Source organism: Paucibacter sp. DJ2R-2 (assembly GCF_025717675.1).
In the GTDB taxonomy this organism is placed as follows: domain Bacteria; phylum Pseudomonadota; class Gammaproteobacteria; order Burkholderiales; family Burkholderiaceae_C; genus Paucibacter_A.
This window is the reverse complement of record NZ_JAJIRT010000006.1, coordinates 25,884-44,750: the sequence shown is the minus strand read 5'-3', so window position 1 is coordinate 44,750 and position 18,867 is coordinate 25,884. Positions and strand designations below refer to the sequence as shown.

General features: G+C 65.2%; 18 protein-coding genes. 6 read left to right on the top strand and 12 right to left on the bottom strand.

Going from position 1 to position 18,867, the window contains the following annotated elements; all coding sequences use genetic code 11:
- Nucleotides 1–8: 8 nt before the first annotated feature.
- Nucleotides 9–992, bottom strand: coding sequence for an endolytic transglycosylase MltG (mltG, locus tag LNV28_RS15145; protein ID WP_263517212.1), 984 nt, complete (start codon nt 990–992; stop codon nt 9–11).
- A gap of 123 nt (nt 993–1,115) precedes the next feature.
- Here mltG and ygfZ point away from each other — a divergent pair, with 123 nt between their 5' ends.
- Both ygfZ and LNV28_RS15135 read left to right on the top strand, forming a co-directional pair.
- Entirely contained in the window at nt 1,116–2,027 is a 912-nt protein-coding gene (gene ygfZ, locus LNV28_RS15140; RefSeq protein ID WP_263517211.1) for a CAF17-like 4Fe-4S cluster assembly/insertion protein YgfZ, read from the top strand.
- Nucleotides 2,028–2,035: 8 nt separating this feature from the next.
- Complete coding sequence (locus tag LNV28_RS15135) at nt 2,036–2,317, top strand: DUF4936 family protein (RefSeq protein ID WP_263517210.1); 282 nt, start codon at nt 2,036–2,038, stop codon at nt 2,315–2,317.
- Here LNV28_RS15135 and LNV28_RS15130 read toward each other — a convergent pair.
- The 4 genes from LNV28_RS15130 to LNV28_RS15115 form a co-directional block, all read right to left on the bottom strand.
- A complete protein-coding gene (locus LNV28_RS15130) occupies nt 2,304–3,161 on the bottom strand; it encodes a YbgC/FadM family acyl-CoA thioesterase (RefSeq protein ID WP_263517209.1) in 858 nt (285 codons plus the stop codon). The genes LNV28_RS15135 and LNV28_RS15130 overlap by 14 nt on opposite strands.
- A 40-nt stretch (nt 3,162–3,201) precedes the next feature.
- On the bottom strand, nt 3,202–4,119 hold the full coding sequence (locus LNV28_RS15125; protein WP_263569008.1) for an alpha/beta hydrolase: 918 nt from the start codon (nt 4,117–4,119) through the stop codon (nt 3,202–3,204).
- Between the two features lie 82 nt (nt 4,120–4,201).
- The gene (locus LNV28_RS15120; RefSeq protein WP_263517208.1) at nt 4,202–4,978 is read right to left on the bottom strand and encodes a PA4824 family protein; all 777 of its coding nucleotides are present in this window, start codon (nt 4,976–4,978) and stop codon (nt 4,202–4,204) included.
- A gap of 20 nt (nt 4,979–4,998) precedes the next feature.
- A complete protein-coding gene (locus LNV28_RS15115) occupies nt 4,999–6,549 on the bottom strand; it encodes a methyl-accepting chemotaxis protein (RefSeq protein WP_263517207.1) in 1,551 nt (516 codons plus the stop codon).
- On the opposite strand from LNV28_RS15115, the gene LNV28_RS15110 reads away from it, so the two are divergent.
- A complete protein-coding gene (locus LNV28_RS15110; protein ID WP_263517206.1) occupies nt 6,548–6,718 on the top strand; it encodes a hypothetical protein in 171 nt (56 codons plus the stop codon). The two genes, LNV28_RS15115 and LNV28_RS15110, sit on opposite strands and share 2 nt — an antisense overlap.
- Before the next feature lie 63 nt (nt 6,719–6,781).
- Nucleotides 6,782–7,930, top strand: a complete 1,149-nt coding sequence (gene gbd, locus LNV28_RS15105; RefSeq protein WP_263517205.1) for a 4-hydroxybutyrate dehydrogenase — start codon at nt 6,782–6,784, stop codon at nt 7,928–7,930.
- A 308-nt stretch (nt 7,931–8,238) separates the two neighbouring features.
- On the opposite strand, the gene aceA is transcribed toward gbd, so the two are convergent.
- The 3 genes from aceA to LNV28_RS15090 all read right to left on the bottom strand — a co-directional run bounded on the left by aceA (nt 8,239) and on the right by LNV28_RS15090 (nt 13,482).
- On the bottom strand, nt 8,239–9,537 hold the full coding sequence (gene aceA, locus LNV28_RS15100; protein WP_263517204.1) for an isocitrate lyase: 1,299 nt from the start codon (nt 9,535–9,537) through the stop codon (nt 8,239–8,241).
- 403 nt (nt 9,538–9,940) lie between these two features.
- Nucleotides 9,941–12,661, bottom strand: coding sequence for a TonB-dependent receptor plug domain-containing protein (locus LNV28_RS15095; RefSeq protein WP_263517202.1), 2,721 nt, complete (start codon nt 12,659–12,661; stop codon nt 9,941–9,943).
- Nucleotides 12,662–12,879: 218 nt separating this feature from the next.
- On the bottom strand, nt 12,880–13,482 hold the full coding sequence (locus LNV28_RS15090) for a MarC family protein (RefSeq protein WP_263517201.1): 603 nt from the start codon (nt 13,480–13,482) through the stop codon (nt 12,880–12,882).
- An 82-nt stretch (nt 13,483–13,564) separates the two neighbouring features.
- Here LNV28_RS15090 and LNV28_RS15085 point away from each other — a divergent pair, with 82 nt between their 5' ends.
- Complete coding sequence (locus LNV28_RS15085) at nt 13,565–14,044, top strand: Lrp/AsnC family transcriptional regulator (protein WP_263517200.1); 480 nt, start codon at nt 13,565–13,567, stop codon at nt 14,042–14,044.
- 18 nt (nt 14,045–14,062) lie between these two features.
- Here the strand turns inward: LNV28_RS15085 and xerD are convergent, their stop codons facing one another.
- The 3 genes from xerD to LNV28_RS15070 form a co-directional block, all read right to left on the bottom strand.
- Nucleotides 14,063–15,052 carry a site-specific tyrosine recombinase XerD gene (gene xerD, locus LNV28_RS15080; protein WP_263517199.1) on the bottom strand — a complete coding sequence of 330 codons (990 nt, stop codon included), beginning with the start codon at nt 15,050–15,052 and terminating at the stop codon, nt 14,063–14,065.
- Nucleotides 15,006–15,995, bottom strand: coding sequence for a tripartite tricarboxylate transporter substrate binding protein BugE (locus LNV28_RS15075; protein ID WP_411969981.1), 990 nt, complete (start codon nt 15,993–15,995; stop codon nt 15,006–15,008). The genes xerD and LNV28_RS15075 overlap by 47 nt, the downstream gene beginning before the upstream one ends.
- A 74-nt stretch (nt 15,996–16,069) precedes the next feature.
- Nucleotides 16,070–16,708, bottom strand: a complete 639-nt coding sequence (locus LNV28_RS15070) for a chalcone isomerase family protein (protein WP_263517198.1) — start codon at nt 16,706–16,708, stop codon at nt 16,070–16,072.
- A gap of 151 nt (nt 16,709–16,859) precedes the next feature.
- Here LNV28_RS15070 and LNV28_RS15065 point away from each other — a divergent pair, with 151 nt between their 5' ends.
- Nucleotides 16,860–17,759: an AEC family transporter gene (locus tag LNV28_RS15065; protein WP_263517197.1), complete on the top strand. Its 900-nt coding sequence runs from the start codon at nt 16,860–16,862 to the stop codon at nt 17,757–17,759.
- Here LNV28_RS15065 and queG read toward each other — a convergent pair.
- Nucleotides 17,719–18,813 (bottom strand): tRNA epoxyqueuosine(34) reductase QueG, encoded by a 1,095-nt coding sequence (gene queG / locus LNV28_RS15060; RefSeq protein ID WP_263517644.1) that lies wholly within the window; start codon nt 18,811–18,813, stop codon nt 17,719–17,721. The genes LNV28_RS15065 and queG overlap by 41 nt on opposite strands.
- Nucleotides 18,814–18,867: the final 54 nt, after the last annotated feature.

Genomic DNA, 18,867 nt, shown 5'->3' with positions numbered 1-18,867 from the left:
CGCGCGCTTCAGCGGCCACGTTGGTATTTGTTGACCGCGCGATTATGCGCGGCCAGGTCTTCACTGAACTCGCTGCTGCCATCACCGCGGGCCACGAAGTAGAGCACCCGGCTTGGCGCCGGATGCAAGGTCGCCTGCAAGGAGGCGACGCCGGGCATGGAGATCGCACTCGGCGGCAGGCCGCCGCGGGTGTAGGTGTTGAAAGGCGTGTCGGTCTGCAGGTCGCGCTTGCGCAGATTGCCGTCGAACTTCTCGCCCAGGCCGTAGATGACGGTCGGGTCGGTCTGCAGCGGCATGCCGATCCGCAGGCGGTTGATGAAGACGGCAGCCACCAGCTGGCGGTCGGCCGGCGCACCGGTTTCCTTCTCGACGATGGAGGCCAGGATCAAGGCTTCGTCGGCGGACTTGAGCGGCAAGCCTTCGCTGCGGCCGGCCCAGGCGCTGTCCAGGCGTTTCTGCATGGCCGCATGCGCGCGTTTGAGCACGGTCAGGTCACTGACCCCCCGGCTGTAGGCGTAGGTGTCGGGGAAAAACCGGCCCTCGGCCGCCTGGCCTGGCACGCCCAGGGCGGCCATCAGCTCGGCCTCGCTCCAGCCCGCGGTCTGCTGCTTGAGCGCGGGGGCGCGGGCCAGGGCCGCGCGCAGCTGGCGCAGATTCCAGCCCTCGATCAATCGCAGCTGCTCCAGCACTTCATCGCCGCGCACCATCTTGGCCAGCAAGTCGCGCGGCGTGGCGCCATGGTGGATCTCATAGCTGCCGGCGCGGATCTGGCGCGCTTGGCCGGACCAGCGGAACCATTGGTAGAGCAGGCGCGGATCTTCGCCCACACCGGCTTGGACCCAGGCCTGCGCGACCTCGCGAGGCGAACTGCCGGCCTCGATGGACAGCTCCACGGTCGGGCTGCGCAGCTGCATGGGGGCTTGCAGCCACCACCAGGCGGCGCCGGCTGCCGCGCCTGCGGCAAGCAGGGCCAGCAGGAACAGGCCGAGCATCCAGGCCAGCAGACCGGAGCCTCGCCCTGCCCGCTTGGTTCTTGTTCTTGTTTTGCTTCTCGTCCTTGCCATCAAAACCCTTGCGCGGCCGATTTGTTTCGGGCGCTGATGATAATCGGGCCCATGACGACGAACCTTGAACTCCCTTCTTCCGCTGCTCTGCGCCTGCCCCACTGGGGCGTCATCCGTGCCCAGGGCGAGGACGCCGCCAAGTTTTTGCACAGCCAGCTGACCCAGGACTTCGCCCTGCTGGGTCCGAATGAAGCGCGTCTGGCGGGTTTTTGCTCCGCCAAGGGGCGCTTGTTGGCCACCCTGGTGGGTTGGAAGGACGGCGAGCAGGACGTGTTGCTGGCCCTGCCCGCCGATGTTCTGCCCGCCGTGCTCAAACGCCTATCCATGTTCGTGATGCGAGCCAAGTGCAAGCTCAGTGATGCCAGTGCCGACTGGGCCTTGTGGGGGGAGATCGCTCCGGCGCAGGAAGGCGCGCGCTGGGCGCTGCAGCGCGAGGAGGCAGGCGTGCGCATCCGCCTGCCCGATGCGGCCGGCCACAGCCGCTGGCTGTGGGCTCAGGCGGCTGGCGCGGCCGCACCCAGCCTGCCCGCTTTGAGCCTGCAGGACTGGGCTTGGCTGGAGGCTGCAGCCGGTCTGGCTTGGGTACAGACGGCCACGCAAGAGCAGTTCGTGCCGCAGATGCTGAACCTGGAATTGCTCGGCGGGGTGAATTTTCAGAAGGGCTGCTACCCCGGCCAGGAGGTGGTGGCGCGCAGCCAGTACCGTGGCACGCTCAAGCGCCGCACCTATTTGTACGAGCTGCAGGGTCAGGCCTTGCCCGGCCAGGAGATCTTTCACAGCGAAGACCCGGGCCAACCGGCGGGTCTGGTGGCCCTGGCGGCCACGCGCGACGACGGCCGCAGCCTGATCTTGGCGGAGACCAAGATTGCGGCACTGGACGCCGGCAGCCTGCATCTCGGGTCGCCAGACGGTGCGCTGCTGCAGCCGCGTGCCCTGCCCTATGAGCTGAAGGCCCTGGAATGACGAGCGCGATGCAGCCTGAAATCTTCGTCTACTACCGCATTCGGGCGGCGGACAGTGCAGCGGCGCTGGCCGCTATTCGCGAGCTGCAGGAGCAACTGGCCTCGGAAGGTGTGCCCGTCAGCGCCCTGCGCGTGCTCCAGCGCCAGGACAGCGACAGCAGCCTGCCGACCTGGATGGAGGTCTACGGCCCTGGGCTGAGTGATCCGGTCGGCCTGGAAGTGCGGGTGGCGGCTGCGATGGCGCCCTTTGTCCAGGGCCTGCGCCACCGCGAGTGCTTCACAGCGCTCTGACCATCTCCACATGGCCGATGCCGGCCTCTTCAAACACGGCGCCGCGCTGAACGAAGCCGGCACGGGTGTAGAAGCCGGCGGCGGACAGCTGCGCATGGAGCACCGCCTCGCGCTCGCCGCGCTGGCGGCCGGCCTGCATCAGGGCTTCCAGCACCTCACGACCGATGCGGCTGCCGCGCATGCTGCGCAAGACCGCCATGCGGCCGATCTTGGCCACACCCGGCACATGTTCGAGCAAGCGCCCGGTGGCCAGGGCCAGACCGAAGCGGTTGAAGGCCACGGCGTGCACGCAGCTCTCATCGGCGCTGTCCCATTCCATCTCGGCCGGGATCTTTTGTTCGTCCACGAACACCGCCTGGCGGATGGCACCGGCCTGCGCGCCGAGCTCGGCCCAGCTGCCCACCCGAACCTCGACCACCGATTCTCCCGCCTCGAAGCTCTCGATCAGGCTGCGCAGCGCGGCGGGCACCTCGCGCGGCGCCTGGTCCTGCCGGTCGGCGAACACATAGATCAGCTCGCCATGGACCAGCAGCTCGGCACCGCGAAACACCGCGCAGATCACTTGCAGCGAGCTGTGGCCGATGCGCTCACAACGCACGCCGACCTGCAAGAGCTCGTCATAACGCGCTGAGCCCAGGTACTCGAGCGTGGCCTTGCGCACGAACAGATCGCCGCCCATTTGCGCCATGGTTTCGACGTAGGGCAAGGCCAGGGCGCGCCAATAGCCACCCACAGCAACGTCGAAATAGCTCTGGTAATGGGCGTTGAAGACCACCTGCTGGGCATCAATCTCGCTCCAACGCACGCGCAGGGGCTCAAAAAAACGGAAGTCTTGCAGTTTCATGGCGAGGGTGCGGAGCGCAGAGGTGCTGTGGTGCTGTGATTCAGGGCTGCAACGCTTGGCGCAGGGCCAGAGCGCAGGCATCGAGGGCGGTCAAGGCCTCGGGGATGGTACGCCCCATCTTGATGAAATCGTGGGTCACGCCCCGATACAGCTCTAGCTGTACCTGCCCGCCGTTGGCGCGCAGCAGATCGGCATAGGCGATGCCCTCGTCCACCAGCGGGTCGCATTCGGCCAGCAAGACGCAGGCCGGCGCGAGATCGCTGTGATCGGGCGCTTCCAGCGGCGCGAAGCGCCAGTCGCGGCGGTGCCCGTGCTCGATGTAGTGGTCGAAGAACCAGGCGATCGAGGCGGCGTCGAGCAGAAAGTCGTTGGCGAAGAGCTTGTGCGAGGCGGTGTCGGCATGGGCCGTGGCGCCCGGCGTGATCAGCAGCTGCAGGGCCAGCGCCAGGCCGATGTCGCGCGCATGCAGGGCACAGACCGCCGCCAGCGTGCCGCCGGCGCTGTCGCCACCCACGGCCAGGCGGCTGCCGTCCAGGCCCAGACTGGCTGCGTGCTCGGCCAGCCAGCGCATCACGGCCCAGCAGTCGTCCACGGCCGCGGGGAAACGGTGCTCGGGTGCCAGCCGGTAGTTCAGGGACAGCACGGCCACGCCGCTGCGCAAAGCCAGCTGGCGGCACAGGCTGTCGTGGGTGTCGATGCTGCCGATGGTGAAGCCGCCGCCGTGCAGATAGAGCAGGACGGGCAGTGTGGCCTCTTCGGCCGTCTGCGGCGCATACAAGCGCGCGGCCAGCGGGCCCTTGGCACCCGGTACTTGCAGGTTCTCTACCCGGGCCACCGGCGCGCGCGGCAGGTCCAGGATCTCGGCGCCCATGAGGTAGGCGATGCGGGCCTGCTTGGGGCTCAGGCTGTGGAAGGCCGGGCGTTTGACGCGGTGGATTCTCTCCAGCACACCGGCCATGCGCGGTGTCAACAAGGTGGTGCGGCTCAACAAGGGCTCCCGGGGTTAACCCGGTATTTTCGCAGCCCTGGCGATGTGGGCCTCAAAACTCCAGACCGTACCAGCCAAAACCTGCCGTCCACAAGGTCTGCGAGCTGCCGTTCTGGCGACTGGCCGTGATGCTCAGGCCCAGCTTGTCGGGGCTCAACCACCAGAGGCCGCCTATGGTGCGCACCGCGGTACCCATCAAAGCGGGGCGGTCGTTGGTCTGAATCTCCGCGAACAAGAGCCCGCGCGGATCAGGCATCCAAACGCCCGCAAGATTGAGCACCGTGCCCCCCTGCCCGCTCAATCGTTCCTTGTGGTGACCGAGGTTGAGGTGAAAGGCCGTCTCTTCGCTGAGCGTCAAGGTGGCCAGACCCAGCAGCCCGCTGGCGCTGCGCCGCCAACCGCTGGTCGAAGGCCGTTCAAAGCTCAGCCCCGCCTTCAGCCCGAAGCTCAGTTGACCGAGGGCCGTGGGCAGCTGCCAACTCGCGGGCGCCCATTTGAGTGCGATGCTGGCTTCGCCGCGGATTTCATCGCGCGGTTGCGGCCGGCTGTAGTCGCCGCCCAATTCCAGGCCCTCGGTCAGGCCGCAGGCTGGGGCCAGCACCCAGGCCCGGCTGCTGCCAGCTTTCTCGCCCCAGCCTTCCAGCTGGCAGCTGCCGGCCGGGGCAGTGGCCGCGTCATCGCTGGACAGGGGGCGGCCGGCCAAAGCTGAAGGAGCAGCGATGGCCAGCAGCAGACCCAGGAGCAGGCCGCAGCCCCCTGCAGCATGCCTTGCACCCGCCGGTACGAGACTGTTGGCGATGGCGCCTGACGGAACATGATGAGGCTGCATGCTTGAAGCTCCTTGCTGGCTCAGACCTGGAATCGCTCCACATGGGATTTCAGTTCGGCACCCATGCTGCGCAGATTGTCCGAAGAGGCGGTGGTCTCCTCCACCATGGCGGCGTTCTGCTGGGTCATCTCATCGAGCTGGCGGATCGCCTGCGAGACCTCGCCCAAGCTGGTCGCCTGGTCCTGGGTGGCGCGCGAAATGTCGCTGATCATGTGTTGGACTTGCTGGACCGAGCCGCGCAAGTCCTCCATGGTCTGGCGCGCCTTGTCCACCAAGCCCGCCCCGTCATTCACCGCCTCGGTCGAGCGCCTGATCAGCGCGCCAATCTGCTTGGACGCCTCGGCGCTGCGCTGGGCCAGGCTGCGCACCTCGCTGGCCACCACGGCGAAGCCACGGCCTTGCTCGCCCGCACGTGCCGCCTCGACAGCGGCATTGAGGGCCAGGATATTGGTCTGGAAAGCAATGCCATCGATCACCGAGCTGATCTCGCCAATCTGGCGCGAGGAGGCTTGGATCTGTTCCATGGTGCTCACCACTTTGCCCACGGCGGTGCCGCCGGCATCGGCGGCCTGGCTGGTCGCTGTGGACAGCTGGTGCGCCTCATGCGCTGAGGTCGAGGTGCGCTGCACACTGCTGTTGAGCTCCTGAGCGGTGGCGGCCACCTGCTCCAGATTGGCCGCTTGCTGTTCGGTGCGGGTACTCAGGTCATGACTGGCATGGGCGATCTCCTCGCTGGCGTGCGCCATCGACACCACGTTTGTGCCGACGGCACGCACCAGGCTGGCCAGCGATTGCTGCATGGTGGCCATGGCATGAACCACGCTGCCCTGAAAGGTGACGCCTCGATGTTCAAGAGCGCGCAGATCGCCGGAGGCGATGCGCTGAGCGATCTCGGCCAGATCGGTAGGGTCAGCGCCCAGGCGCTGAATGACAAAGCGGCGCAGGGCATAACCCAGACCAGAAGCCACCAGAATGCTGAGTACAAGGCCTGCCAAAGCGGTGTAGCGTGCCTCGTCGTAGGCATCGGCTGCCGTCGCTCCGTCCTTGCGCGCAGCTTCTTCCATCTGCGTGGAAATCTCGTCCAGCTCTTTCAGGAGCTCATCCTCCAAGCCGTCGTAGCGGCTGTAGAGCAGCTCGACATACGCCTCCCGCTTGCCGGCTTGGATCAGGGCCACCAGTTCGTCCACCAGCGCCCGCGAGGCTTGGTTCTTGGCCAAGATGGCTTTGACCTTGTTGATCTCTTCGGCAGATGCGTCGCCCGGCACGAACTGTTTCTCTAACTCCGCCATGGCTGCCGTTCCTTGCGTGCGCAGCTTCGCCAGGGCCTGGATTTCGTTCTCATGCTTGGCTTCGGGCAAGAGGCCCAGATTGCGCAGCGCAATGCCACGCCCATTGATCGAGTCATTGAGCGCGGACAGGGCGGTCAGTTGGGGGATGTTGTTGTCAATGATGTCGTCATTGATGGTGTCCATGCGACTCATCAGCCACATCACGGTAGAAAGGATGAGCAGGAACATGATCAGCAGGGTCACATTGGAAGCGACGATGCGTTGCGCGAGGTTCAACTTCATGGCTGCAAACTCCAAAGGCAACGAACAGGAAAAACCAGGAGCGTTGGGCGAAGCTGCATCGAAGCTCGCCGCTCATGGTTTTCGGAGAAAGACCTTTCGACTTTATGGGTTGTGCGAGCGAACAGCGCACAAACTTTTTGCCGAACTGTTGGCAAAAGGTGAAGCCTGAAGGCAGCGCGCCGGCCGACACTTGCCAGCAGCGAACCCCGCTGAGTCGAGAGCAAGGCTGGCCATGCCCCTGATCCAGTACCTGACGCAGATCCACCTTGAGTACGGTGCGGTGGCCTTGTTGCCGCAGGAATGCCAGCGCTGCGGCATCCTGCGGCCGCTGGTCATCAGCGATGCCGGCGTGCGCGCCGCCGGTGGCTTGGCGCTGGCCCTGGCGGCCTGGGGCGCGCACCCGCCGCCGGTGTTTGCACAGACCCCGCCCAACCCCGATGAGGCGGCCGTGCTGCGCGCGGTCGAGGTCTATCGGGCGCATTTCTGCGACGGTCTGATCGCTGTCGGTGGTGGGGCCTGCATGGACCTGGCCAAAGGTGTGGCGATCGCCGCCACCCATCCTGGTCCGCTCAAGACCTTCGCCACCATTGAGGGCGGCAGCCTTTCGATCAGCAAGGCGACGGCGCCAGTGATTGCCGTGCCCACGACCGCCGGCACCGGCAGCGAGGTGGCGCGCGGCGCGATCTTGGTTGTAGCAGACGGGCGCAAACTCGGCTTTCACAGCGCTGAGTTGATGCCGCGAGCCGCTCTGTGTGACCCCGAGCTCACCTTGAGCCTGCCGCCGGAACTGACGGCGGCCACCGGCATGGACGCGATCGCCCACTGCATGGAAACCTTCATGTCAGCCGCCGTCAACCCGCCCGCTGATGGCATCGCCCTCGACGGCCTGCGGCGTGGCTGGAGCCACCTGGAGCGCGCCTGCCGCAACGGTCTGGATCGCGAGGCGCGCTGGCAGATGATGAGCTGCAGCCTGCAGGGTGGCTTGGCTTTGCAGAAGGGCCTCGGGTGCGTGCATTCATTGAGCCACGCCTTGGCAAACCTGGATGCGAGCCTGCACCACGGCACACTCAATGCCGTGCTGCTGCCTGCCGTGCTGCGCTTCAATGCCAGCGCGCCCAGCATGCAGGCGGAATGGCGCCTGCTTCGTATGGCCGAGGCCATGGGACTGGGGCATTGCGACCCCGCGGGCCACACCCTGGCCGAGGCCGTACAGAGCCTCAATCAAAGATTAGGCTTGCCGGCCGGTCTGGCCGAGTTGGGTGTGGATCCGTCGATGTTCGAACGCGCGGTGACGGGCGCGATGGCCGACCACTGCCACCGCAGCAACCCACGACTGGCCACCCGTGAAGACTATCTGGCGATGCTGGCGTCTTCTCTCTGAACAGGCGGACACGCCCGGATGACCGAGCTTGGGTGGTCAGCTGTCGGCACTGAACCGTCGTTCGCTGAGATTTGAACACGAACGCAGAGTGCGCGGAGGCTCGCAGAGGTCGCAGAGAGAGAAGAAGAGCGAGGTTTGTGTTCTCAGCGTCCTCTGCGGTCCTCTGCGAACTCTGCGTGCTGAAAACTCTCCGCGAACGACGGCTCAGTGCCGCTAGCAGTCAGCCATAGTCCCGGCCGATTGAGCACAAAAAGGCCCGGCCTCCTCGTGGGAGACCGGGCCTGCAAGACAGGGCGAAATCCGGGGAATCAGCCGTGCTTTGCTTCGAAGAACTGTTCGTCTTCGGTGGAACCCTTGAGCGCAGCGGTCGAGGCCTCGCGCTCGATGGTGGTGGTGACGGCATCGAAGTAGCCGGTGCCGACTTCGCGCTGATGCTTGACGGCGGTGAAGCCGCGCTCAGCAGCCGCGAACTCGGCTTCCTGCAACTCCACGAAAGCGCTCATATTGTTGCGAGCGTAGCCGTAGGCCAGGTTGAACATGCTGTAGTTCAGGCTGTGGAAACCGGCCAGGGTGATGAACTGGAACTTGTAACCCATGGCACCGAGTTCACGCTGGAACTTGGCAATCGTGGCGTCGTCCAGGTTCTTCTTCCAGTTGAAGGACGGCGAGCAGTTGTAGGCCAGCAGCTTGCCCGGGAACTTGGCATGGATGGCGTCGGCAAACTGCTTGGCGAAAGCCAGGTCGGGCTTGCCGGTTTCGCACCAGATCATGTCGGCGTAGGGGGCGTAGGCCAAACCGCGGCTGATCGCTTGCTCGATGCCGTTGTTGGTGCGGAAGAAGCCTTCGACGGTGCGCTCGCCGGTGCAGAAAGGCTTGTCGTTGTCGTCGATGTCGCTGGTCACCAGGTCACCGGCTTCGGCGTCAGTGCGGGCCAGCAGCACGGTCGGCGTGCCCATCACGTCGGCAGCCAGGCGGGCAGCCACCAGCTTGGACACGGCCTCGCGGGTCGGCACCAGCACCTTGCCGCCCATATGGCCGCACTTCTTGGCCGCGGCAAGCTGGTCTTCGAAGTGGACACCGGCGGCGCCGGCTTCGATCATGGCCTTCATCAGCTCGAAGGCGTTCAGCACGCCGCCAAAGCCGGCTTCGGCGTCGGCCACGATGGGGGCGAAGTAGTCGATGTCGTTCTTGCCTTCGCTCCACTGGATCTGGTCGGCACGGGCAAAGGTGGCGTTGATCTTCTTGACCACCTTGGGCACCGAGTCCACCGAGTACAGCGACTGGTCCGGGTACATCTCGCCATTGCTGTTGGCGTCGCCGGCGACCTGCCAGCCAGACAGGTAGATGGCCTTGAGGCCGGCCTTGACCTGCTGCATGGCCTGATTGCCGGTCAGGGCGCCCAGGGAGTTGACGAAGGGCTCGGTGTTGACCAGGCCCCAGAGCTTCTCGGCACCGCGCTTGGCCAGGGTGTGCTCGATGGCCAGGGAGCCGCGCAGGCGCACCACATCGGCAGCGCTGTAGCCGCGGGTGATGCCCTTCCAACGTGGGTTCTCGGCCCAGTCCTTCTCAAGGGCGGCGATCTGCTGTTCACGGGTGGCGTTGCTCATGGTGTGCTCCTGCAAGTGAGTGAAGGCGAAAACAGAGGAAATGAATCAGTTCAGGTCCGGCGGCCGGGTGGCCAAACAAAGAAGCTTTGTTGGACTCAAGATTAGCCCCAGGCCTCACTCAGCGGAAGACTTATGTCTTATATAAGACTTAATTTTTAGTTCAATAAAATCAATAACTTAACTTCAGAATTTCTGATTGTGAAAAGTGCTTCGCCATGATGAGAAATTTTGCGGCGGCGCAACATGAAGAAAGTTCACGATGTGAAAACGACTTTTCGCATCGTGCAAAGCTCCCTGACGCCGCCGTGAACGGAAAAGGCCGCAAGCCCTCCTCTCGGAAGGCTTGCGGCCGGCTCGGCGGGAAGCGCAGGCTGTGCCCCCCCGCCCAACAAGCTGCCCAGGCTTACTTGCCCAGCACGTGGTTGAACTCGACCCAGAACTGCCGGCCATGCGGCAGGTAGTAGCCCACCGGGTAGTAGGGCCAGCCGCCCGTGGCGTCCTTGCGCACGCTGTTGGCCAGGTTGTTGACGATCAGAGTGACGCTGCTGCTCTTGTTCAGCTCATAGCTGCTGCTGGCATTGAAGCTCCACTTCGGCGAGATCCAGCCCTTGCCGTCGCTGCTGACGATCTTGCCGTTGCGCAGGCCGGCCAGGGTGGTGTTGAAGGCGCCGTAACGCCAGTTCACGCTGGTGATCAGCTTGTTGGGCCAGTCACTGAAGCTGCGGGTGCCGACCTGGTTGCTGGTCGCGTCACCCTCAAACTGCGCGTACTTGTAGCTCTGCACCTGGGTGTACTTGGCAGAGAAGACGTAGTTGCCAGCCACCGCCGTCTTCAGGCTGTAGCGCGTGCTGATGTCAAAGCCATAGGTGCTTTGCACGGCCGCGTTGATCGGGTTGACCACGATCTCCTTGATCTCGCCGGGGCGCAGCACCGCGTCGGCCGGGTTGCGGCGCACCCGTGCAATCGCGTCCACGCAGGTGGGCGAGCTGATGTTCTGCTGCCCGGTGCGGCAATCGGACTCGTCGCGCAAGATCTTGTCGGAGCTGAGGTCGGTGACCAGATCGCTGATCGCGATCTTCCACAGGTCCAGCGAGGCATCGAAGTCGCTGCTAGGCGACCAGACCAGGCCCAAGCCCCAGGACTTGCCCTTCTCGCTCTTCAGGTCCTTGGAACCGTTTTTGACATAGTTCGGCTGAATGCCGGCGAACTCGCATTTGTCCAGGGGCTGACCGGCTTGCGCGCAGCGGTAGTAGTCGGTGGCCGAAGCGTAGTAGCCGCGGCTCTCGGCCGTGAAGATATAGCTCATGTCCGGTGCGCGGAAACTGGTCGCATGTTGGGCACGCAAGAGCAGTTCCTTGGTCGGGCGGAATTCCAAGCCAGCGTTGTAGGTGAAGGCGCTGGTGTCACGGCCGGCAAACTTGTAGCTGTCGTATCGGCCCGCCACCGTGCCCGTGACTTCGCGGGTCAAGGGTGCGTTCAACTCGGTGCCCAAGGCCCAGCGTGTGCGGTCGCCGCTGACATTGGCCACCTCGCTGGTGGCGTAGAACACGCCCTGGCCCAGGCGCGGATCGGCCTTGTTCTCGAAGCCTTGGCTGCCCACCTCGGCCAGCACGGCCGCGCGCAGCGGGCCGGCCTGCAACTGCAGCACTTCTCCATTGGCGGTGGCGCTGAGGTTGCGGGTCCAGGCGCGGTCGTTGGCCTGGGTGGACGATGAAATGCCGCCGTACTCGGCCGGCGTCAGGGCCTTGAACAGGCGGGCGCTGTCCGGCTTGTAGATGGGCACGCCGTCGCCATTCACGCCTTGCTGGGCGCCCAGGAAGAAGCTGTCGACATTGGCCAGCAGGCGCGGCCGGTCAAGCTTGCTTTTGTAGCCCGAGCTGTTGAAGCCCAGGTCGTAGTTCCAGCTCGTGCCCTGCAGATCGCCGCGCACGCCCAGCACCAGGTTGTGGGCCCGGTCTTTCCATTCGCGGTTGAAGGCCTCGGCACCGCCGAGCTCCTCGGGCGCGAAACGGCGGCTCCAGGTTTCCAGCTTGCCGGTGTTGGCGTTGACGAAGTAGCCGTTGCTGGCGCTCAGCGAGGTCCAGCTCGGGCCACGGGTGTTGTTCTCGGTGCTGGTGAAACCGAGCAGGGCTTCGGCATAGAGCTCGGTGTGAGCGTTCAAGCCGTAGTTCAGCAGGCCCGCGAAGTTCTGGCTTTGGTTGCCGGTCTGGGTGGTCCAGAAGCTCGGCGAGCCGCGGCCGCTGCCGCAGTAGCTGCCCGATTTGGCGGTGGTGAATGACTTGACCGAGCCTTCGAACAGGTCTGCCGCGCCTTCACAAGCGCCTGCGTCCGGCGTGATGTACTTGTTGCTCTTGGCATCCTTGCGGCCAAAGATCACGGTCGGCGCGGAGCCGGTCAGCGTGGTGTCGGCCATGAAGTCGCGCTGGCGGCTCCAGATCGGCTGGCGCTTGCTGAGCTCCACGGCATAGACCAGGTTCAGCGTGCCCGATTCCAGGCCGCCGGTCAGCTGGGCGCGAGCATTCTCGCCGCCACCGCGCTGGGTGCCGCCGAGCTTGAGGTTGAGTTGCGTGCTGTCAGCATGCTTCTTGAGGATGATGTTGATGACGCCGGCAATCGCGTCCGAACCGTAAATGGCCGAGGCGCCGCCGTTCAGCACCTCGATGCGTTCGATCAGGGCGGCCGGGATGTTGGCGGTGTTGACGAAGTTGACCGAGCCTTCGTAGGCCGTCGGGTAGTCCGCCACACGGCGGCCGTTGACCAGGGTCAGCGTGTGGTTGGGGCCCAGGCCGCGCAGGCTGATGGCATTGGCCGCCGGGGTGAAGGTGTTGCCGAAGTCCTCGCCTTGGGTGAAGCCGGTGTTCTCGGTCAGGGACGCGAGCGCATCGGCCACGTTCTTGAAGCCCAGTCGGGTGATGTCCTCGGCCTTGAGCACGGTCACGGCGGCCGGGCCTTCGGCCTGGGCACGTGAAATGCGCGAGCCGGTCACTTGCACCTGGGGCAAGCTGTCTGCGGTGGCGGCTGGGCTTTGTTGGGCCAGGGCGGCACCGTGTGGCAGGCCATAGGCCAGGAATACAGCCAAGGCCAGGGGCGCCGGCCTGCTGGAAAACAGGGTCGGAGATTTCATGATGGAGCAATTTCCCTCGGTTGCTGACGTCTGCCAGTCCGGCCGCAACAGAGTGCCGCGACGGCTGGCATGTCGGGTGTCAGTCAGCGTGACTCACGCCGGCTGCACCGTTTTTGGAGTCGCAACTCTAGGGTTTGCTCTTAAGGGTTTGAACGAAGAAAAGCGTCTGTGCTTGGCAGAAAACAGCGCAAGCCCTGCGCTCCGCCCCTGACCAGTTCTTACAAGCCGCCGATGAAGTAACGCTTCAAGCCGGCCAGACACATCTCCACTGCGATGGCGGTGAGCACCAGGCCCATCAGTTTCTCGATCGCTGAGATCACCGAATCGCCGAGCAAACGGCGGATGCGGTCGGCCATCAGCAGGGTCAGGCCCGAGACCCACATGGCCGCGCACAGCGCGCCGATCCAGTCCCAGATGCGCTCGGGCTGGCGCGAAGCCAGCAGCAGCACCGTGGCCATGGCCGAGGGGCCGGCCAGCAAGGGCACGGCCAGCGGAAAGATGAAAGGCTCTTTGCCAGGCTCCAGGCCGTAAGCCGACTCACCGGCGCTGCCAAAGATCATCTTGATGGCGATGATCAGCAGGATCACGCCGCCGGCCACCTCAAGCGAGCGCTCCGATAGATGCATCACTCGCAAAAAACTGTCGCCGAAGAACATGAACGCCAGCAGCACGATGGCGGCCAGCCCCACCTCACGGGTGGCGACGCGCGCGCGTCGCTCCTTGGGCACCTCGCGCATGATGCCGATGAAGATGGGCAAACTGCCGAGCGGGTCCAGCACCAGCAAGAGCAGGATGAAGGCGGAGAGAAAACTATGATCCATGGCCGCAATTGTCGCGCCCCCGCTGTGACGCGGGAGCGAACTTGAGCCGCGAAAGTCTGCCAATCCTTGTCTTGAGCCCGCCATGACCGACGCTTCTCCCAAGCTGGACACCATCGACCGCCGCCTGATCGAAGCCTTGCAACGCGACGGCCGGGCCTCCAATGTGGAGCTGGCGGCCCAGGTTCATCTGTCGCCGCCGCAGTGTTTCCGGCGCGTCAAAGCCCTGGAGGAACGCGGCGTGCTGCGAGGCTACCGCGCCCTGGTGGCGCCGCAGAGTCTGGGCCTCGGCGTCACCGCCTTCGTCAGCCTCAATATCGACGGTGAGGCTTTTGACCGCGTTCGCGAGATCGAAGGCCTGATCCGCGACTTCCCCGAAATCCTGGAATGCCACACCGTCTCGGGCGACTGCGACTACCTGCTCAAGGTCGTGGCCAGTGACCTCAAGTCGCTGTCGCAGTTTCTGACCGACCGCCTGATGCAGATCCGCGGCGTTGCCGACATCCGTTCCATGATCTGCCTGGAAGAGATCAAGCCGCCCTCGCCTTTGCCGGTGGCACGTTGAGGCGTTTGGTTTCCCCGCTCAGGCGCGTGGATGGTGCTGGGCGTGGATCAGCTTCAGGCGCTCGCGGGCCACATGGGTGTAGATCTGGGTGGTTGACAGGTCGGCGTGGCCGAGCAACAGCTGCACCACGCGCAGATCGGCGCCGTGGTTGAGCAGATGGGTGGCAAAGGCATGGCGCAGCGTGTGCGGTGACATGGGGCTCAATATGCTGGCTTGCTGCGCGTACTTCTTGACCAGGGTCCAGAACATCTGCCGCGTCATGCCCTCGCCGCGCACAGTCACGAACAAGGCATCACAGGCCTGCCCCTTGAGCAGCTGCGGCCGGGCCTCCTGCAAATAGCGCAGCAGCCAGCTGTGCGCCTCTTCGCCAAAGGGCACCAGGCGCTCCTTGCTGCCTTTGCCGGTGATGCGCAGCACGGCCTCCTTGAAGCCCACATGCACGCTTTTGAGCGTCACCAGTTCGGTCACCCGCAGGCCGCTGGCATACATCAGCTCCAGCATGGCGCGGTCGCGCAGGCCCAGTTCGCTGCTGACGTCGGGCGCTTGCAGCAAGGCCTCGACCTGGGCTTGGCTGAGCAGCTTGGGCACGCGCAAGGGCGCTTTGGCATTGGCCAGCTTGAGGGTCGGGTCTTGCCTGAGGCGCTGCTCGCGCAAGGCCCAGCGGAAATAGCGTTTGAAGACGCTCAAACGGCGGTTGGCGCTGCTGGTCTTGCTGCCGGCGTGGCGGGCCATGGCGTAGCTGTGCAGATCGGCCTCGCTGCAGGCATCGAGCGGGCGTTGCACCTGGCTGGCCAGCCACTGGGCCAGCAGGTTCAGGTCGCGGCGGTAGGCTTGCAGTGAGTTGCCGGCCAGGCCATCTTCCAGCCAGAGTGTTTCGACGAAGGCGTCGATGGCCTGCTGGCTGGCCAGCTCGGCCGCGCGCTGCGCTGGCGAGCTCGTCGCGGCCTCGCCGCCGCCTGCTTCAGTCGAGCTTGAGCTTTTGCTGCTCGACGACCTTTTTGTAGACATCAAATTCGGCACTGATCTGGGCGGCAAACTGTTCGGGGGTGTTGGCGATGATCAGGGAGCCGGTGTCTTCGATGCGCTTCTTGACGTCCGGCAGCTCCAGCGTCTTCTTGACCGCATCATGCACCTTGGCGACGACGTCCTTGGGCAGATTCTTGGGGCCGTGCACGCCGTAGTAGGCCATGCGATTGACTGGCTCCAGCCCGACTTCCTTGAAGGTCGGCACATTGGGCAGCACGGCCAAGCGCTGCGGCGCGGCCACGACGATGGGGATCAGGCGGCCGTCCTTGATGAAGGGCAGAGCCGAAGGCAGGTTGTCGAAAATCATCGGCACCTGGCCGGCCACGGTGTCGTTCAAGGCCGGCCCGGCACCGCGGTAGGGGATGTGCAGCACGAAGACGCCGGCCAGGTTCTTGTACAGCTCCATCTGCAAGTGGCCGATGCCACCGGTGCCCGAGCTGGCAAAGCTGTGCTTGCCGGGGTTCTTCTTGAGCTCGGCCACAAAACCTTTGTAATCGCGCGCCGGAAAGCTCGGGTGCACGGCGATCACATTGGGCGTGGCCGCCATATTGATGATGGGCGTGAAGTCGCTGATCGGGTTGTACGGAATCTTGGGGTTGATGGCCGGGTTGGCCGCCGTGGTCGATACCGTGGCCACGCCCAGGGTGTAGCCATCAGGCGTGGCCTTGGAGATTTCGTTGGCCCCCACCGAGCCGCCGCCGCCGGCCTTGTTCTCGACCAGCATGTTCTGACCCAGGGCCTGATTGACCTTCTCGGCCATGACGCGGGCAATGATGTCGGTGGTGCCTCCCGGGGCGAAAGGCACGATCAGGCGCACCGGCTTGGCGCTCGGATAAGGCGTCTGCGCTGCCACTGGCCCCAGGGCCAGACAGGCGGCTGCGGCGGCACTCAAACGGATGGCGCTGCGACGATTGATCTGCTTCATTCCGGTCTCCAGGAGGTGATTTTTCACCATCCTAGCCCGAGCGAGGGAACCTCAAGCACGCATTTCTACGTAGCTCAGCTGGTGGCCTCGCCCAGCAAGCCCGCCTTGAGCCGCTTGTCCACCGGCTTGTCGCCGAGAAACACCTTTAGGAAGGCGGTGTAGAGGTCGTTGCCTGGCACGGCCTGACCCCATTGCTTGCCGTTGACGTAGAGCACTGTGCCTTGTTCGGGCAGGTAGTCGATATTGATCAGGTCGTTCTTGCGCACCTTGCCGACCGACTGCAGGTTCTGCGTGAACAGGGGCAGGCGCGTGCTCAGTGCTTCTTTCTCGGCCTCGCTGCAATTGCGTCCCACGCCCTTGTTGACGGCCTTGACGAACTCCTCGGCGCCAACCTCGAGCAGCATGCGGATCTGCACCCGCTTCGGGCCGCTGGCGGCGTAGACAGCGTCCGGCGTGGTGGACTTGCGGCTCAAGTACAGCCCGGCCACATAGCCTCGCAAGATGGACACCGCACGCTTGCCTACGCCGTTCAGCAGCAAGGCGCTGCCGGCCAGCTGGATCTTGTCCTCGAATTCCTGGTCTTCGTATTTGAAAGCCAGCACCGGGCCGGACATGCAAACGGTGGCGGCCACTGCGCTCGCTTGGAGCAGCCACTGGCGACGCGAGGGCGCGGTGGCGGAAAGGGTCGAGCGTGTGGCGTTGGCTGCAGGCATGGTGCATCGCTGAAATCTGGACATAGTCGCAACGATACCCGCATCGAGCGCCCTCAGCGATTTGCCCGCCGCTTCGCTGAGGGGTAGCAGCGAATGCGCCCGGCCGTTCGCCCGCGCGGCCAATCAGTCGGCCCCTGGCACACTGCGGGCCATGCCCGATGTCTTGCTGCTGCTGCCCGACTTTCTGCTCATCCTCTGCGGCTTTCTGCTGTGCCGCTACAGCGGCCTGGACCGCCCGGTCTGGGAGGCCGCCGAGCGCCTTGTCTATTACCTGCTGTTCCCGGTGCTGCTGTTCAATTCCATTCTGCGCACACCTTTGCAGCCCGGCGCCACTGGCGACCTGGCCCTGGGCGGCGTGCTCAGCTGCGTGATCGGCGTGCTGCTGGCCTACAGCCTGCGCGCCCTGCCCGGCGTCGATGCCCGTTTCCATGCCTCGGGGGCGCAGACCGCCTTTCGCTTCAACTCCTTCATCGCCCTGGCCCTGGCCGAGCGCCTGCACGGCGCACAAGGCGTGGCCTGGGTGGCGCTGCTGATCGCGCTGTGTGTGCCGATCTGCAATATCGCCGCCGTCTGGCCCTTGGCCCGACACGGCGGTCATGGCTACCTGCGCGAACTCGCTCGCAATCCCTTGATCCTGGCCACCTTGGCCGGCCTGACGGGCAATTTGCTGGGCCTCAAGCTGCCCGAACCCGCCGCCCTGACCCTGCACCGGATCGGCCTGGCCGCCCTGCCTCTTGGCCTGATGGCAGTCGGCGCAGGCCTGCGTTTCGGCGCCCTGCGTGAGGCGCCGGGCTTGGCCGCCGCTTTGCTGGGCATCCGCCATCTGGCCCTGCCTCTGGTCGGGCTCGGCCTGGCTCTGGCCTTGCAGCTGCCGGCGCCGCAGCGCGCCACGCTGCTCTTGTTCACCGCCCTGCCCACGGCCTCCAGCGCCTATGTGCTGGCCGTCCGCATGGGCGGCAATGGGCCTTTTGTGGCCGGCCTGGTGACCTTGTCCACCTTGCTTGGCATGCTCAGTCTGCCGCTGTGGCTGGTGGTGCTGCGCTGGGTGTAGGCACGGCAGGCACTTGCGCCAGCGCCCAGTCGAGATGCTCCGCCAGCAACTCGCTGGCCGCCGGCCGCATGGCCTGCAGCAGGTCGCGCAGCTCCGGCCAATCCCTGTGGCGCAAGGCATTGCCCGAAACCACGGCCAGATTGCGTTGCCAGCGAGCATGGCCGATGCGGCGCATGGCCGAGCCCTCGGTCTGGCGCAGGAACTGAGCTTCGTCCCAGGCCCAAAACGCGAGCAGATCGCCGTGCGCCATGGCCGGCCGGGCGTCGAAATCGGCCAGGCGGGACTTTTGGGCGAACTTATTCCAAGGGCAGATCAGTTGGCAATCGTCACAGCCATAGAGGCGGTTGCCGATCAAGGGCCGCAGTTCGAGCGGGATGGCGCCTTCATGCTCGATGGTCAGATAGGAAATGCAGCGCCGAGCATCGACGCGGTAGGGTGCGACGATGGCGCCGGTCGGGCAAGCGTCCAGGCAAGCCGTGCACTGGCCGCAATGCGCCGTGACCGGTTTGCTGAGCGGCAAAGGCAGGTCGATGTAGATCTCGCCGAGAAAGAACATGGAACCCACGTCCCGGTGCAGGGTCAGGGTGTGCTTGCCACGCCAGCCGATGCCGGAGCGGGCCGCCAGCTCCACCTCGAGCACCGGCGCGGAGTCGGTGAAGACGCGGTAGCCGAAAGGCCCGACGGCTTCGCCCAGCCGCGTGGCCAACTGCTGCAGGCGGGCGCGCAAGACCTTGTGATAGTCGCGACCACGGGCATACAGCGAGACCTGGGCGCGCTGCGGATCGCCCAAACGCTGCCATTCGACGGTTTGCCAATCGGGCGCACTGTCCTGCGGCAGGTAATCCATACGCAGGCTCAGCACGCGCAGCGTGCCCGGCACCAGCTCGGCCGGCCGGGCCCGTTTGAGGCCATGGCTTTGCATATAGTGCATGGAGCCGTGAAAGCCGGCCTGCAACCAGGCCAGCAAGCCCGCTTCGGCACTGTGCAGGTCGATATCGGCCACGCCGATCTGTGAGAATCCCAGCTCATGAGCCCAGCGCTGCAGATCGGCCATCACGGCCGCTGCGTCAAAGTCCGCTGACTTGTCGTCCTTGTTCGATTGTTGTGG

What these genes read in the sequence shown, in the direction of transcription:
- mltG (WP_263517212.1), bottom strand. Translation starts at nt 992, where the DNA reads ATGCTCGGCCTGTTCCTGCTGGCCCTGCTTGCCGCAGGCGCGGCAGCC.
- ygfZ (WP_263517211.1), top strand. Translation starts at nt 1,116, where the DNA reads ATGACGACGAACCTTGAACTCCCTTCTTCCGCTGCTCTGCGCCTGCCC.
- LNV28_RS15135 (WP_263517210.1), top strand. Translation starts at nt 2,036, where the DNA reads ATGCAGCCTGAAATCTTCGTCTACTACCGCATTCGGGCGGCGGACAGT.
- LNV28_RS15130 (WP_263517209.1), bottom strand. Translation starts at nt 3,161, where the DNA reads ATGAAACTGCAAGACTTCCGTTTTTTTGAGCCCCTGCGCGTGCGTTGG.
- LNV28_RS15125 (WP_263569008.1), bottom strand. Translation starts at nt 4,119, where the DNA reads ATGGCCGGTGTGCTGGAGAGAATCCACCGCGTCAAACGCCCGGCCTTC.
- LNV28_RS15120 (WP_263517208.1), bottom strand. Translation starts at nt 4,978, where the DNA reads ATGCAGCCTCATCATGTTCCGTCAGGCGCCATCGCCAACAGTCTCGTA.
- LNV28_RS15110 (WP_263517206.1), top strand. Translation starts at nt 6,548, where the DNA reads ATGGCTGCAAACTCCAAAGGCAACGAACAGGAAAAACCAGGAGCGTTG.
- LNV28_RS15115 (WP_263517207.1), bottom strand. Translation starts at nt 6,549, where the DNA reads ATGAAGTTGAACCTCGCGCAACGCATCGTCGCTTCCAATGTGACCCTG.
- gbd (WP_263517205.1), top strand. Translation starts at nt 6,782, where the DNA reads ATGCCCCTGATCCAGTACCTGACGCAGATCCACCTTGAGTACGGTGCG.
- aceA (WP_263517204.1), bottom strand. Translation starts at nt 9,537, where the DNA reads ATGAGCAACGCCACCCGTGAACAGCAGATCGCCGCCCTTGAGAAGGAC.
- LNV28_RS15095 (WP_263517202.1), bottom strand. Translation starts at nt 12,661, where the DNA reads ATGAAATCTCCGACCCTGTTTTCCAGCAGGCCGGCGCCCCTGGCCTTG.
- LNV28_RS15090 (WP_263517201.1), bottom strand. Translation starts at nt 13,482, where the DNA reads ATGGATCATAGTTTTCTCTCCGCCTTCATCCTGCTCTTGCTGGTGCTG.
- LNV28_RS15085 (WP_263517200.1), top strand. Translation starts at nt 13,565, where the DNA reads ATGACCGACGCTTCTCCCAAGCTGGACACCATCGACCGCCGCCTGATC.
- xerD (WP_263517199.1), bottom strand. Translation starts at nt 15,052, where the DNA reads ATGTCTACAAAAAGGTCGTCGAGCAGCAAAAGCTCAAGCTCGACTGAA.
- LNV28_RS15075 (WP_411969981.1), bottom strand. Translation starts at nt 15,995, where the DNA reads ATGAAGCAGATCAATCGTCGCAGCGCCATCCGTTTGAGTGCCGCCGCA.
- LNV28_RS15070 (WP_263517198.1), bottom strand. Translation starts at nt 16,708, where the DNA reads ATGCCTGCAGCCAACGCCACACGCTCGACCCTTTCCGCCACCGCGCCC.
- LNV28_RS15065 (WP_263517197.1), top strand. Translation starts at nt 16,860, where the DNA reads ATGCCCGATGTCTTGCTGCTGCTGCCCGACTTTCTGCTCATCCTCTGC.
- queG (WP_263517644.1), bottom strand. Translation starts at nt 18,813, where the DNA reads ATGGCCGATCTGCAGCGCTGGGCTCATGAGCTGGGATTCTCACAGATC.